Source organism: Streptomyces sp. NPDC050211, from assembly GCF_040656035.1.
Taxonomy (GTDB): Bacteria; Actinomycetota; Actinomycetes; order Streptomycetales; family Streptomycetaceae; genus Streptomyces.
This window is the reverse complement of the sequence record NZ_JBFALC010000027.1, coordinates 78,075-93,807: the sequence shown is the minus strand read 5'-3', so window position 1 is coordinate 93,807 and position 15,733 is coordinate 78,075. Positions and strand designations below refer to the sequence as shown.

Below are 15,733 nucleotides of genomic sequence, written 5' to 3'. Positions count from 1 at the left end.
GTACGAGCCACCTGAGCCCGGAACAACTCGGGAAGGCTGCTCGCCTCCACCTCATGCGCGGTGTCGTTCCACACCTCCACGACCGACCGCCGCTCGGACGCCTCCAACATCTCCACATCCCGCACCGGCACATCCGGATCGGCCGCCACCTGCTCCAGCAACCGCACCAGACGCCCCGCCAGCAGCTCGACGGTTTCGTGGTCGAAGAGGTCGGAGCTGTACTCGATCCAGCCCTGGATACCGGACCCGTCCGGCTGCTCGACGAAGTCGAAGCTCAGGTCGAACTTGGCGCTCTCCTGCCGGAGCGGTTCGCGGCGTGCGGACAGGCCCGGGAAGTCGGGGGTGGTGCCGGGGTCGCCGAGGTAGACGACCATGACTTGGAAGAGCGGGTGCCTGGCCAGTGAGCGGGCCGGGTTGATGGCCTCCACGAGCCGTTCGAACGGCAGGTCCTGGTGTTCATAGGCGGCCAGGTCGGTGTCGCGTACCCGGTCGAGCAGGTCGGCGAAGGTGGGTGTGCCGGAGAGGTCGGTGCGCAGGACCAGTGAGTTGACGAAGAAGCCGACCAGGTCTTCCAGGCGTTCGTCGGCGCGGCCCGAGATGGGTGCGCCGAGCGGGATGTCGTCGCCCGCGCCGAGACGGTGCAGCAGAGCGGCGGTGGCCGCCTGGAAGAGCATGAACATGCTGACGCCACGCCGGTGCGCGAGGCCGCGCAGGGCCCGCTCCAGCTCACCGTCGAGGTTCAGTCCGACGGCTCCGCCCTCGTGGCTGCCCTCTTGTGGGCGCGGCCGGTCGGTCGGGAGCGTCAGCTCCTCGGGAAGTCCGGCCAACGCCTGCTTCCAGTAGGCGATTTGGCCCGCCTGGAGGCTGCCGGGGTCGGTGTCGTCGCCGAGCAGCCGGTGGTGCCACAGGGTGTAGTCGGCGTACTGCACCGGCAGCGGCGCCCACTCCGGCTCACGGCCCTCGCTGCGGGCCCGGTAGGCGATGGCAAGGTCCCGCCACAGCGGGCCGTCCGACCACTCGTCGCCGGCGATGTGGTGCAGGACCAGGAGCAGGACGTAATCCTGCCGCGTCAGCTCGAAGACGTGGACGCGGAGCGGGAGTTCGCGGTCGATCTCGAAGCCACGCCCGGCGGCCTCGGCCAGTCGGTCGGGGAGGTCGGCCTCGGACACCTGCTCGTGGTGCACCGGAACCGCGACCTCGGCAGCGTCCAGGACGAGTTGGTGGGCGACTCCCTCGTGTTCCGGGAAGACCGTGCGCAGGCTCTCGTGGCGGACGGCGAGATCCTGGACGGCGGCGACGAGGGCATCGCGGTCGAGATCACCGGTCAGCCGCCAGGCCGCCGGGATGTTGTACGTGGCACCGGGGCCCTCGATCCGGTGCAGCAGCCAGAGCCGTTGCTGGGCGAAGGACAGGGGCAGCGGCTCCGGCCGGTCGAGCTGAGCGAGTGCCGGTCGCGCCATGACTCGTCCCGCGGAACCCGCCACGCGCTCGCCGAGCCGGGCCGGTGTGGACGCCTCGAAGACCGTACGGACCGTCAGTTCGACGCCCAGCGCGGTGCGGACCCGGCTGACCAGCCTCATGGCGAGGAGCGAGTGACCGCCGAGCATGAAGAAGTCGTCGTCGACACCGACCCGTTCGAGGCCCAACACGTCCGCGAACAGCCCACAGAGGATCTCCTCGTGCGGGGTGCGCGGCCGGCCATCGCTCGTTCCGGTCGTGAAGTCGGGAGTGGGCAGGGCCCGGCGGTCCAGCTTGCCGTTCGGAGTGAGCGGCAGCGCGTCCAGGGTGACGAAGGCCGCGGGGACCATGTGATCGGGCAGCGTGGCGGCCGTGTGCCGCCGCAGTTCACCGCTGTCGGGGGTGTGTCCGGCGGCGGGTACGACGTACGCCACGAGCCGTTGGTCGTGCGCGACGACAGCGGCATGGGCGAGGCCGTCGTGACGCATCAACACGTCGGCGATCTCGCCGAGTTCGACGCGGAAGCCGCGGATCTTGACCTGGTCGTCGGTACGGCCGAGGTATTCGAGCGTGCCGTCGGGATTCCAGCGGGCCAGGTCTCCGGTGCGGTACATGCGAGAGCCCGGTACACCGAACGGATCCGCCGTGAACCGCTCGGCGGTCAGCCCCGGCCGGTCCAGATAGCCGCGCGCCAACTGCACGCCCGCCAAGTACAGTTCGCCCGCCACCCCGGGCGGAACAGGGCGCAGGGCCACGTCGAGGACGTAGACCCTGGTGTTCCACACCGGACGGCCGATCGAGACACGGTCCGTCACCTCGACGGCGGTGACATCGACGGACGCCTCCGTCGGCCCGTACAGGTTGTGCAGTTCAGCCGGCAGTAGAGCACGGAACCGATCTACGACCGCCGCTGGAAGCGCCTCCCCGCTGCACAGCACCCGGCGCAGCCCGGTGCAGGCCACGGCAATGGGCTCCTCCAGGAACATCTGGAGCATCGACGGCACGAAGTGCACGGTCGTGATGCCCTGTTCCTGGATCAACTCGGCCAGGTAGGCCGGGTCCTTGTGGCCTTCGGGCTTGGCGACCACCAGCCTGGCACCGGTGATCAAAGGCCAGAAGAACTCCCACACCGAGACGTCGAAGCTGGACGGGGTCTTCTGCAACACCCGGTCGTCGCCCGTCAGCCCGTACTCACCCTGCATCCACAGCAGACGGTTCACGATCCCGGCATGCGGGACGACGACGCCCTTGGGGCGACCGGTCGAACCCGAGGTGTAGATGACGTAGGCCGGGCTCAACGGATCGTAGGAAGACGGCAGTTCACCCTCCGCCCCCTCCGGCAACCCCTCCCGCACCACACACACCGGACGAGCATCCGCCAGCATGAACTCCAGCCGCTCCTGCGGATAATGCGCATCCAGCGGCAGATAGGCGGCCCCCGCACGCTGCACAGCCAGCAACGCGACGACCAGCTCTACCGATCGCGGCAACGCGACCGCCACCGTGCGCTCCGGCCCCGCCCCCATCCCCGCCAGCACACGAGCAGTGCGCTCGACCCGCACATCCAACTCCGCATACGTCAGCCGCTGCTCACCGAAGACAAGCGCCACCGCATCCGGCGTACGAGCCACCTGAGCCCGGAACAACTCGGGAAGGCTGCTCGCCTCCACCTCATGCGCGGTGTCGTTCCACACCTCCACGACCGACCGCCGCTCCGACGCCTCCAACAGCTCCACATCCCGCACCGGCACATCCGGATCGGCCGCCACCTGCTCCAGCAACCGCACCAGACGCCCCGCCAATTGCTCCGCTGTTCCCTCGTCGCACAGGTCGGCCGCGTACTCCAGAAGCAGCGTCAGGCGGTCCGGCTCGTCGACGAAGGTGAAGTGGAGGTCGAACTTGGCCATGCCGGTGTCCATGTCGAACCAGTTGGTCGGCATGCCGAGCACGTCGGGGTCGCCGTCGGGGCGGTAGTGGTAGCCGAGCATGACCTGGAAGAGCGGGTTGCGCCCGGCCGTCCGGGGCGGGTTCACGGCCTCGACGACCTGGTCGAAGGGGAGATCCTGGTACTCGAACGCCTCCAGTGCCGACTCGCGTACCTGACTGATGAGTTGACGGAAGGTCGGCTCGCCGGACAGGTCCGTGCGCAGCACGAGCGTGTTGACGAAGAACCCGACGAGGTCGTTCAGCGCGTCGTCCGTGCGGCCCGCGATCGGCGCTCCGAGTGGGATGTCGTCGCCGGCGCCGAGACGGTGCAGCAGGGCGGCGGTGGCCGCCTGGAAGAGCATGAACATGCTGGTGCCGGTCGCGGCGGACAGTTCGCGCAGCGCCCGGTCCATGTCGGCGGGCAGCTCCAGCCGGACCTTGCCGTCGCGCCCGGTGGGCTCGTCCGGGCGGGGCCGGTCGAGCGGCAGATGCAGTTCTTCGGGCAGGCCGCGCAGGGTGTCGGTCCAGTGGGCGAGTTGGGTCTCACCGATCCGGTCGAGCAGGTCCTGCTGCCACAGGGTGTAGTCGGCGTACTGGACCGGCAGCGGCTCCCATGACGGCGCCTGGCCCTGCCGCCGTGCCTGGTATGCGGTGGTGAGGTCGGCGAGGAACGGGCGGTCGGACCACTCGTCGGTGGTGATGTGGTGGAGGACGACGGCCACCACATGGTCGGCCGGGCCGAGCCTCAACACCTCGCAGCGCAGGGGCAGTTCCCGGCCGAGGTCGAAGGGGCGGCGCTGGGCCGTCTCGACCAGGGCGGGCAGTTCGTTCTCGGTGCAGTCGGTCACGGAGAACGCCGGTTCGGCGTCGGCGGCCGGGACGATCAGCTGGTACGGCTCGCCCGCGTGCTCGGGGAACACGGTGCGCAGGGCCTCGTGGCGGCCCGCCACGTCCCGTACAGCGGCTCGGAGGGCGTCGAGGTCGAGGTCGCCGTGGAGCTGGAAGACCAGGGGGAAGTTGTAGGCGACACCGCTGCCGGTGATCCGCTCGACGAGCCACAGCCTGCGCTGGGCGGCGGACAGCGGGATGCGCTCGGGGCGGGCCGCCGGGGCGACGGCCGGTCGGGCGGGGCGTCCGCCGTCCGCGCGGAGCGCGAGCAGTTCGGCGGTGGGTGCCTCGAAGAGGTCGCGGATGGCCAGTTCGGCGCCCAGCTCGGTGCGGGCCCGGCTGATCAGCCGGGTGGCCAGCAGGGAGTGGCCGCCCAAGTCGAAGAAGCCGTCCTCGGCGCCGACTTCGGGAAGCCCCAGCACCTCGGCGAAGAGCCGGCAGAGCACCTCCTCCTGCGGGGTGCGCGGTCCGCGGCCGGTGCCGAGCGCCACGGCCGGTTCGGCGTCCGGCAGGGCACGTACGTCCAGCTTGCCGTTGTCGTTCATGGGCAGCCGGTCGAGGGTGACGAACGCGGCCGGGACCATGTAGTCGGGGAGTTGCTGCTTGAGGTCGTCGCGCAGCCGCCGGATCAGGCTGTTGGCGCCGCGCGCGGCGGTCGGCTCGTTGGCGTACGGGGCGGTCCCGCCGCCCGGCCGGTACAGCCCGGCGGTGATGCCAGGTGCCCACTCGGCCCGGGGAAGGAACACGGCGTCGTACGTGCCGGGTTCGCGGGACCAGGTGGTCAGTACGCAGGCGCCGAGGTCGTGCAGCGTCTCCGGGTCCACTCCCCCTGCGACCCCCACGCGGGCGTCGGGGATGCCGGTGAGGCGCAGGGGTTCGGTCGTGCGGGCCAGGTCGGCCAGGTCGAGGGCGGCGCTGTACTCGACCCACGGGATGTCGTGCAGCGGCAGGTCCGGGTCACCGGCGTACAGGACGGCGTCGTAGCGGTGGCGGGTGAGTTCGTTGTGGTGGCGGGCGCGCTTGGTGCGCAGGTCGACGCCGTGGCCGAGGGTGCTGAAGTAGTCGGGGTCGACGAGGAGTTCCTTCTCCAGGCGCAGGCCGCGCTCGACGGCCCGTTCCAGGCCGTCCTCGGGGACCCCCTTGGCCCGCTGGATCTCCGTCTGGAAGGTGCGGGCGAGCCGCAGGTTGCGGACGTCACCGACGAACAGCGCGCCGCCGGGTGCCAGGAGGCGCATGGCGCCCTGGATCACCGAGGTCAGGTAGTCGATGCTCGGGAAGTACTGGATGACGGAGTTGATGACGATCGTGTCGAAGTAGCCGTCGTCGGGCAGGCCGGTGAAGTCGTCGGCGGGCTGGGCGCGGAGGGTGACCTTGCTGGCCAGTTCCGGGTCCTGGCGCAGCTCTTCGCCGATCTTGCGGATGACGGGGGCGGCGAAGTCGGTGGCCCAGTAGGCCGCCGCCTCGGGGGCCAGCCTGGACAGGAGCAGGCCGGAGCCGACGCCGATCTCCAGGATGCGACGGGGGCGCAGCGAGCGGATCCGCGCGACGGTGGCCTCACGCCACTCGTGCATCTCCTCGAAGCGGATGGGCCGGCCGTCGTACGAGGAGTCCCAGCCGGCGTAGTCCTCGGTGAAGACGGCGGTGCTGATCTCCTCGTACTCGTCGGAGTAGATCTCCTGCCACTCGCCGACCTGGTCGCGCTCGGCGGCGTCCCGGTCGTCGCCGGTGAGCCGGGCCGGGACCACATAGCCGACGAGCCGTTCGTCGCGGACGAGTACGGCGGCGTGGGCGACGTGCGGGTGCCGGGCGAGGGCGGTCTCGATCTCGCCGAGTTCGACGCGGTAGCCGCGGATCTTCACCTGGTCGTCGGTGCGGCCGAGGAAGTCGAGGTTGCCGTCGGGGCGGCGGCGCACCAGGTCTCCGGTGCGGTACATGCGCTCACCGGGTTCGCCGAACGGGTCGGCGACGAACCGCTCCGCGGTCAGCGCGGGCCGGTCGAGATAGCCGCGGGCCAGGCCGATACCGGCGATGTACAGCTCGCCGGGGACTCCTTCGGGCACCGGGCGCAGCCAGGCGTCCAGGATGTGGGCGCGGGTGCCGCGGATCGGTCGGCCGACGGTGGGGGTGGCGCTGTCGAGGGTGCCGCCGCCGAGCGTGTTGATGGTGTACTCGGTGGGCCCGTAGAGGTTGTAGCCGTACGTTCCCTCCGTGTCGCGGAGCCGGTTCCACACGGTCTCCGAGACGGCCTCGCCGCCGAGCAGGACGAGCGGCGGGCGGTGTCCCTCCAGCAGGCCCTGCTCGATGAGGAGATGGGCGTAGGTCGGGGTGACGTTCACGACGTCGACCCGATGCGTCTCGCAGTACGCGACCAGGGCCTCGGCGTCGCGCCGCAGCTCCTCGTCGCAGATGTGCACCTCATGTCCCTCGACCAGCCAGAGCAGTTCCTCCCACGACATGTCGAAGGCGAAGGACACGGTGTGGGCGATGCGCAGCCGCCGTCCGCCCGCCGAGGCGATGGCCGGTTCGAAGATCTCCCGCTGGTGATTGAGCTGCATGTTGGTCAGCCCGCGGTAGGGCGTGACGACGCCCTTGGGGCGGCCGGTCGAGCCGGAGGTGTAGATGACGTACGCCGGGTGTTCCAGGCTGAAGGTCCGGCGGACCAAGTCGCCTGGGCAGGCGGCCAGTTCGGCGGCGATCGCCGGGTCGTCCAGCAGGACCCGCGGAGTGTCGGAGGACATCAGGCGGGCGGACACCTCGGCGTTCGACAGCAGCATGGCCGGGCGGGCGTCGTCGAGCATCGCGGTGAGCCGGTCGTCCGGGTAGTCCAGCTCCAGCGGCAGGTACGCGGCGCCCGTGCGCAGCACCGCGAAGAGCGCGACGACCATGTCGATGGAGCGGGGCAGGCCGAGGGCGACGATCCGCTCGGGTCCGGCGCCGCGGGCGAGCAGCAGATGGGCCATGCGGTTGATGCGGGTGTCGAGTTCGGCATACGTCAGCGTCTGGTCGCCGAAGACGACGGCCGTGACGTCGGGGGTGGCCGCGGCCTGGTCCGCCAGCAGGTCGGCGATGGTGTCCTCGGGGTCGGGTACCCGGCCCTCGGCTCGCTCGCGCTCCAACTCCCGGTGTTCCGCGGGCAGGAGGGGGTCGAGCCCGCCAACCGCGGCATCGAGGTCCTGGGTGAGCCGGTCCAGGAGCAGGGTGAAGCGGTCGAGCAGGGTCTGGGCCTGGGGGCGGGCCACGACGTCGGCCCGGTGGGTCAGGGTGACCTGGATGGAGCGGCCCGGGGTGACCACGAGGTTGACGGGATAGTGGGTGGCGTCGACATTGGCGACGGCCGTGGCGCCGTGCCGGTCGCTCAGCTCGGCGAGCCGTTCCTCGGTGTCGCTGTTGCGCAGCACGAAGAGCGTGTCGAACAGCCGCCGGTGCCCGGTCTCGGCCTGCAGCACGCCCAGGCCGAGGTACTCGTACGGCATCACGTCCAGCCGCTCGTCCTGGATGCGGCGCAGCAGCCCGAGCACCGGTTCGGCGGGGTCGTAGGCGATCCGGGCGGGGACGGTGTTGAGGAACATGCCGATGACGTTCTCGATCTCCGGAACCTCGCTCGGCCGGCCCGCGACAGTGGTGCCGAAGACCACGTCGGTACGTCCGGTGGCGCTCGCCAGGGTCAGGCCCCAGGCGGCGTTGAGGACGGTGTTGAGGGTCAGCCCGTGCCGCCGGCCGATCTCACGCAGCCGCTCGCCCACCGCATCAGGGAGCGAGGCGTCCAGGCTCTCCGGGATGTCGGGTGCGAGGCCCTGGTCGGTGGCGGCGAGCAGGGTGGGTTCGTCGAGTCCGGCGAGGGCGGTCCGCCAGGCCTCGGTGGCGACGGCGGTGTCCTGGACCTCCAGCCAGGTCAGGTAGTCCCGGTAAGAACCGGGGGCTGGCAGGTCGCTCGCGTCCCCTGCGGACTCGTACAGGGCGAAGAGCTGGTCGAGGAAGAGCCAGGCGGACCAGCCGTCCCACAGCAGGAGGTGGCGGCCGACGATCAGCCGGTCGCCGCGCTCGACACCGAGGCGGACGAGCAGCATCCTGAACAGCAGGGGCCGGGTCAGGTCGAACCGGCGGGTGCGCTCGGCGTCCGTCAACTCCCGCAGCCGTACGTCCTGTTCGGCGGCGGTGATCCCGGACAGGTCGATCTCTTCGAGCGGGATCTGGGGATCGCGCACGATGAACTGCACCGGCTGGCGCAGTCCTTCGCTGGTGAATCCGGCGCGCAGGCTGGGGTTGCGCTCCAGCAGCACGCGTACGGCGGTGCGCAGCCGCTCGGTGTCCAGGGGTGTGGCGAGGTCGAAGGATTCGTGGACGGTGTAGACGTCGAGGACGCTGTCGTCGAACGTGGAGTGGAAGAACAGGCCTTCCTGGAGCGGGGCCAGCGGCCAGATGTCCTCAACCGGGTAGGGGCTGAGCCGGTGGACGCGCTCGGTCTCCTCGGTGGTGAGGGCGAAGGACGAGCGCAGCTCCCGCGCGGCGGCGACCGGTGTGGCCGCCGCGGCGAGGGCGGCGGGCGTGCGGTGTTCGAAGACGTCCCGCGGGCCCAGGTCCAGGCCCGCCCGGCGGGCGCGGCTGGAGACGCCGATGGAGGTGATGCTGTCGCCACCCAGCATGAAGAAGTCGTCGTCGATGCCGACCTCGTCGAGCTTCAGCACGGCGGCGAAGATCTCGGTGAGCACACGTTCGTTCGCGTTGCGCGGAGGGCGTGCCTCCGCCCGTATCGCCTGTGGGGCGGGCAGCGCGGTTCGGTCGAGCTTGCCGCTGGGGGTGAGCGGGAGGGCGTCGAGGACGACGTAGGCGCCGGGCACCATGGGGGCGGGAAGTTCGGCGGAGAGGGCGGCCTGGAGGTCGCCGGGTAGCGGCTGGGCATCCCGGGGCGGGACGACGTAGGCGACGAGCGCGCCGCCGGTGACGGTGACCGCGGACTGGGCGACGGCGGGGTGACGGGCCAACGCGGCCTCGATCTCGCCGAGTTCGATGCGGTTGCCGCGGATCTTGACCTGGCGGTCGGTACGGCCCAGGTACTCGATCACGCCGTCGGCGCGGCGGCGCACGAGGTCGCCGGTGCGGTACATGCGCGTCCCGGGCTCGCCGTACGGATCGGCCACGAAACGCTCGGCGGTCAGGCCGGGCCTGGCGTGGTAGCCGCGGGCGAGTTGGACGCCCGTCAGGTACAGCTCGCCCGGCACTCCGTCGGGCACCGGGTGCAGGCAGGAGTCGAGGACACGCAGGCCCGTGTTCCACACCGGGCGGCCGATGGGCACGGTGGTGCCGGGGGCGCCGTCGTACGCGTGGTACGTGACGTCGACCGCGGCCTCGGTGGGGCCGTACAGGTTGTGCAGCGGCACGCCGGTCAGTTCCCGCCAGCGGGCGGCGGCGGCGCCGGGCAGGGCCTCGCCGCTGCTGAAGACGCGCCGCAGGGACGCGGCCCAGGCCGGGTCTGCGGTGATCTCCTCGGACTGGAGGAAGGCCTCCAGCATGGAGGGCACGAAGTGCAGGGTGGTGATGCCCTGGTCCCGGATCAGCCCGGCGAGATAGGCCGGGTCTCGGTGTCCGTCCGGGCGGGCGAGGACCACCGTGGCGCCCTCGCACAGCGCCCAGAAGAACTCCCAGACGCTGACGTCGAAGCTGGCCGGGGTTTTCTGGAGCACCCGGTCGCCGGCGGTCAGACCGTACTGGCCCTGCATCCACGCGAGCCGGTTGACGATGGCCCGGTGGCTGACGACGACACCCTTGGGGCGGCCGGTGGAGCCGGAGGTGTAGATCAGGTAGGCCGGGTCGTCGGGGTGCGCCGGGGTCGGGAGGACGTCGGGTACGTCCACGTCCGGGCGGTCGAGCAGCAGGGATTCGAGGCCCGGGGCTTCTGGTTGCGCCGGAGTCGGATGGGCATCGGGTACATCCCCCGCCGGGCCGTCGAGCAGCGCTTCAAGGCCGGGAACTTCTGGTTGCGCCGGAGTCGGGCGAGCGTCGGGAACACCCCCCGCCGGGCCGTCGAGCAGCAGGGTGTCGAGGCCGGGGACGTCGGGGAGCCGGGTGCCGGTCACGGTGACGACCGTCGTGGCGCCGGAGTCGGTGAGCATGTGGGCCACCCGGTCGGCCGGATAGTCCACGTCGACCGGCAGATAGGCGGCCCCGGACTTCAGCACGCCGAGCAGCGCGACCATCAGCTCCGCCGAGCGCGGTACGGCGACGGCGACGACCGTGCCCGGCCCTGCACCCCGCGCGGCCAGCCGACACGCCAACTCACCTGCGCGGGCGTCCAGTTCGCGGTAGCTGAGGGTCTCGCCCTCGTAGACGACCGCGAGGGCCTGCGGGGTGCGGGCCGCCTGCGCCTCGAAGGCCGCCGCGAGTGTCGTGGCGGGTACCTGACGCTGCTCGCCCGTCAGGTCGGCGTCGGAGAGTTCCTCGGCCGACAGGAGTTCCAGACCGGCGGCCGACTGTCGCGGGTCCGTGGCCACGGAGTGCAGGATGCGGGAGAGCCGGTCCGCGATCCGTTGCACGGCCACGTCGTCGAGTCGGCCGGCGTGGTACTTGAGGCGCAGGTCGAGTCGGCGGCCGGGCTTGACGATCAGGGCGAGCGGATAGTGGACGGCGTCGTGGAACTCGTGGCCGGTGAGCCGCAGGGTGCCGCTCGGGTCGGCGAGGCCGTTCGCGTGCGGGTAGTTCTCGAAGACGACGAGGGTGTCGAAGAGGTCGCCCGCGCCCGAAAGGCCGGCGAGGCGCTGGAGTTCGGCGAGGCCGAGATGCTGGTGGTCCAGCAGCCGGGCCTGCTCGTCCTGCAAGCGGGCGAGCAGGTCGGCGAGGGTGTCGGCGGGGTCCCAACGGAACCGGGTCGGCAGGGTGTTGATGAACAGGCCGACCATGGACTCGATGCCCTCGACCTCCGCGTCGCGGCCGGAGACGGTGGTGCCGAACACCACGTCGTGCCGGGCGGTCAGCCGTCCGACGAGCAGGCCCCAGGCGCCCTGGACGACGGTGCCGAGCGTCACCCCGTGGTCCCGGGCGCGGGCCGCCAGTCGCGCCGTCACCTGCTCGGAGAGCTCGACGCGGATCTGCGCGGGCTCGACGGGCGCCCCGCCGGCGGGCGTCTCCACCAGCCGGGTGGGCTCCTCGACTCCGGCGAGCGCGGTGCGCCAGGCCGCACGAGCCGCGTCCCGGTCGGCGGCGGCCAGGTGGCGCAGATAGGCCTGGTACGGCGCCGGTTGCGGCAGCTCGGCCGGAGTGTCGCCGTAGCAGGCCATCAGCTCGCGGTGCAGCACCGGCAACGACCAGCCGTCGGCCACGATGTGATGGAACGTCAGCAGAAGTCGGCTGCGGTCCTCGTCGAGCCGGACGAGTGCGCAGCGCATCAGGGGCGGGCGGGCGAGGTCGAAGCGGCGGGCACGCTCGTCGGCGGCCACCGCCTCGGCGAGCTGTTCGCGGACGTCGGCGGCCTGGGCGGAGAGGTCCACTTCGCGCCAGGGCAGCTCCAGCCCTCCGGCGACGATCTGCACGGGCTGCCCGTCGCCGCACCGGCGGAAGCAGGCGCGCAGCGGGGCGTGCCGGTCCAGGACGCGCTGGGCGGCCCGGCGCAGCTGCTCGCCGTCCACCGGTCCCGACAGTTCGAGGGCCTGCTGGACGACGTATGCGTCACGGTCGGCGCCGTCGAGGACGGAGTGGAAGTAGAAGCCCTGCTGGAGCGGGCCCAGCGGCAGCAGTTCCTCCACGGTGACGGGGAACTCGCCCTGGAGTTCGGCGAGTTCGTCGGCGGTGAGGTGGACGAGCGGGGCGTGGTCGTCGGTGTTCTGCTGTACGACCTCTTCCGCCGCCTCGGCGAGTGCGGCGACCGTGCGGTGCCGGAAGACTTCGCGGGAGCTGAGCCGCAGTCCGGCCCGGCGGGCGTGGACGAGGAGCTGGATGGCGGTGATGCTGTCGCCGCCGAGGGCGAAGAAGTCGTCGTCGATGGTGGCCGAGCGCAGGCCGAGCACGTCGGCGTAGGCCGCGCACAGGAGTTCCTCGCGGGCGTCCCGGGGCGGGCGGCCGGCGCTGGCCGCACCGTAGTCGGGGATCGGGAGCGCGGCGGCGTCGAGCTTGCCGCTGGGGGTGACCGGGAGGCGGTCGAGGGGGACGACGGCCGCGGGGACCATGTACTCGGGCAGCTTCTCCGCGACGTACGAACGCAGCGCCCTCATCAGGGAGTTGACCTCGCGGAAGGGCGCGGGGCGGTTGGCGTGCGGGGCGGTGCCGGACGGCCGGTACAGGGTGCCGCCGGGTAGGTCGCCCGGGGCGAGCACGATGTCCAGGCTGCCGTCGTCGGCGGCGCCGTTCCAGGTGATGGCGGTCCGGTAGCCGTACCGGGCGCCTAGCGTGTGGAAGACCTCGGGGTCCGGAGCATCGGCGGTACGGCTGCTGTCGTCGAGGGCGGACAGCGCGGTCAGGTCCTCGGCGAGGCGGGCGTTGGGGACGGTGGTGACCCTGAGCGGGGTGGCGCCGCCCTCGGCCAGCCGGGCTTCGAGTGCCTCCGGCCCGCTCCACGGGATCTCGTCGAGGTCGGCCTGCGCCGGAGCCTGGGCTCGTCGGCGCAGCACGACGTCGTACCGGTACCGCGTCAGCTCGTTGTGGTGGGCGCCCCGTTTGACCTGGATCTCGGCGTCGAAGCCTTCGAGGGCGGCGAAGTAGTCGGGGTCCAGGAGGAGTTCACCCTCCCAGCTGATCGACCGCTCCACGGCCGCCCGCAGGGCCTGCTTGTCCTCCGGGTTGTCCGCGCGCCGCGTCTCGACGGCCGTGCGCAGGCAGCGCAGTAGGCGGGCGTTGCGGACGTCGCCGATGAACAGGGTGCCGCCGGGTGCGAGCAGCGTGTCGACGGCGCGGATGACGTCCGTGAGGTAGTCGGCGCTCGGGAAGTACTGGGCGACGGAGTTGAGGATGACGGTGTCGAAGTGGCCCTCGGGCAGTCCGCTGACGTCATGGGCGGGCCGGGCGCTCAGGCGGACCCGGTCGGCGAGTTCCGGTGAGGCCTCGACCTGGGTCCGCAGGGCGCGTACGGCCTCTTCGGAGAGGTCGGTGCCCCAGTACTCCGCACAGCCCGGCGCGACACGGCTGAGGATCAGACCGCTGCCGACGCCGATCTCGAGCACCCGGCGGGGTGCGAGCTCCTCGATGCGGGCGACCGTCGCCGCGCGCCACTCGCGCATCTCCTCGACGGGGATGGGCAGTCCGTCGTACATGCTGTTCCAGCCCGCGAAGTTCTCGCGGATTCCATGGTCCTGGTTGCCCTCGGATCCGGCCGCCGCGTACAGGAGTTCGTGGAGGTCCTTCCACTCCCGTACCTGCTCGGTCGTGTCGGGGACGGTGGCGCCGTCCAGTGCGGGGACGACGTACGCGGCGAGCCGCCGGTCGCCGGGGCGGTCCTCGCGGACCATCACCACGGCCTGGTCCACGGTCGGATGGGCGCGCAGGACGGACTCGATCTCGCCGGGTTCGATGCGGAAGCCGCGGATCTTGACCTGGGAGTCGGCGCGGCCGAGGAACTCCAGGCGTCCGTCGGCCTTCCAGCGCACCAGGTCGCCGGTGCGGTAGAGGCGTTCGCCCGGCGCCCCGAACGGGTCGGCGACGAAGCGTTCCGCCGTCAGGTCGGGCCGTCCGAGGTAGCCGCGGGCGAGCCCGGCGCCGCCCAGGTACAGCTCGCCGGGGACTCCGGGCGGGACGGGCCTCAGGCGGGCGTCGAGGACGTAGGCGCGGGTGCCCGGGTCGGGGATGCCGATGGGCACGATGGACCCGGCCGGGATGTCGGGGTCGCACAGGCCGAGGGTGGAGTTGGTGGTCGCCTCGGTGGGGCCGTACGCGTTGAACATCATCCGGCCGCGGGCGTAGCGGCCCACCAGCTCCGGCGAGACCCGTTCAGTGCCCGCGAGCAGGGTGGCGGGCGGCAGTTCGACGTCCTCGGGCATGGCGGCGAGCAGCGCCGGCGGGAGGATCATGAAGGTGATGCCGTGTGCGTGGGCGTAGTCGGCGAGCGGTGCGCCGGGCACCCGCAGCTCGCTCGGTACGACGACGAGCCGGCCGCCGGACAGCAGGCCGAGGCACAGGTCCCAGAACGCCACGTCGAAGCTGGGCGAGGCGAACTGCAGCACCCGGCTGTGCGGACCGATCCCGAACCGTTCGGTCTGCGTGGCGACCAGCTTGGCGACGCCCGCGTGGGTGAGGACCACGCCCTTGGGGCGGCCGGTGGAGCCGGAGGTGTAGATCACGTAGGCGGAGTTGGTCACGGACAGCGCGCTGGGGTCCGGTCCCTGCGCCGGGTGCTCGGCCAACTCCCGTACGGTCTCGGGCGCGTCGAGGACCACGACGTCCATGCCGTCGCAGGGCGGGATGTCCGCCGCGACCTCGGCCGTGGTGACCAGGCAGACTGGGGTGGCGTCGGCCAGCATGTAGGCGATGCGGTCGGCCGGGTAGTCGGTGTCCACGGGCAGGTAGGCGGCACCGGACTTCAGGACGGCGACTTCGGCGATGACGAGTTCGGCGGAGCGGGGCACCGCGAGGGCCACCACCCGCTCGGCGCCGGCGCCGCGAGCGATGAGGGCGTGGGCCAAACGAGCCGCGTGCTCATCGAGTTCGGCGTAGGTGAGGGCGGTGTCCTCGAAGACCAGCGCGATGTCGTCCGGACGGGTGCGGACCTGCTCGGCGAACATCTGCGGCCAGGTGCGCGGCGGGACGTCGTGGTCGGTGTCGTTCCACTCCCGCAGGACGCGGTGGGTCTCCTCGGTGCTGAGGAGCGCCAGTTCGCCGACGGGGATGTGCGGCCGGGCGAGGCCGTCGGCGAGCAGGCTGGCGTAGTGATCCGCCATGCGCCGGGCGGTATCGGCCTCGAAGAGATCCGGCCGGTACGTCACCAGGACGTCGCCCGCGCGGACGTCGAGCGCCACGTCGAGGGAACCTTCGCGCATGCTGCCGTATGCCGTGTTGAAGAACAGTCCGCCGCCCCGGGTGGGCTCCGGTCGCAACCGGTCGATCAACGTGGCGAGTTCGACCCGATGGGCCCGGGCCTGCTCGGCCGCCTCGTTCACGCGGCGTACGAGCTCCGCGAAGGGCGTGCCGCCGTCCAGGGCGATCCGGAGCGGCAGGTCCTCATACCCGAGGGTGATGTCGTGCCCGCCTCCATAGCGGTGCAGCAGGGCGACATAGGCGGCCAGGAGTGTCGACGCGTCGGGCGTGACGTCCAGCGCGCGGCTCAGGGTTCGGCGTTCCCCGTCGGGCCGGGCGGGGTAAGGAAAATCGGCGGGGAGGGGGGTCTCCAGCGGGAGGGGATCGAGTTGCCGCTGCCAGAATGCGGCCGCTGTTTCGTCGTCGGTACCGGACACACGTTCTTCGAAACCGGACACTGGTGACCGCGCCTCCAGAGTGTGGAACCGGCTCAGCCGGAGGACCACGGCGATACTAAGGTAAGGATTAC

Annotated in this window: 1 protein-coding gene; it reads right to left on the bottom strand. The window is 71.7% G+C overall.

Translation table 11 applies throughout. The features are described from left to right. Positions 1-15,641, bottom strand: a 15,641-nt coding sequence (locus tag AB0I98_RS25610; RefSeq protein ID WP_362945495.1) for an amino acid adenylation domain-containing protein, incomplete at its 3' end; no start/stop codon positions are given. Positions 15,642-15,733 lie beyond the last annotated feature (92 nt).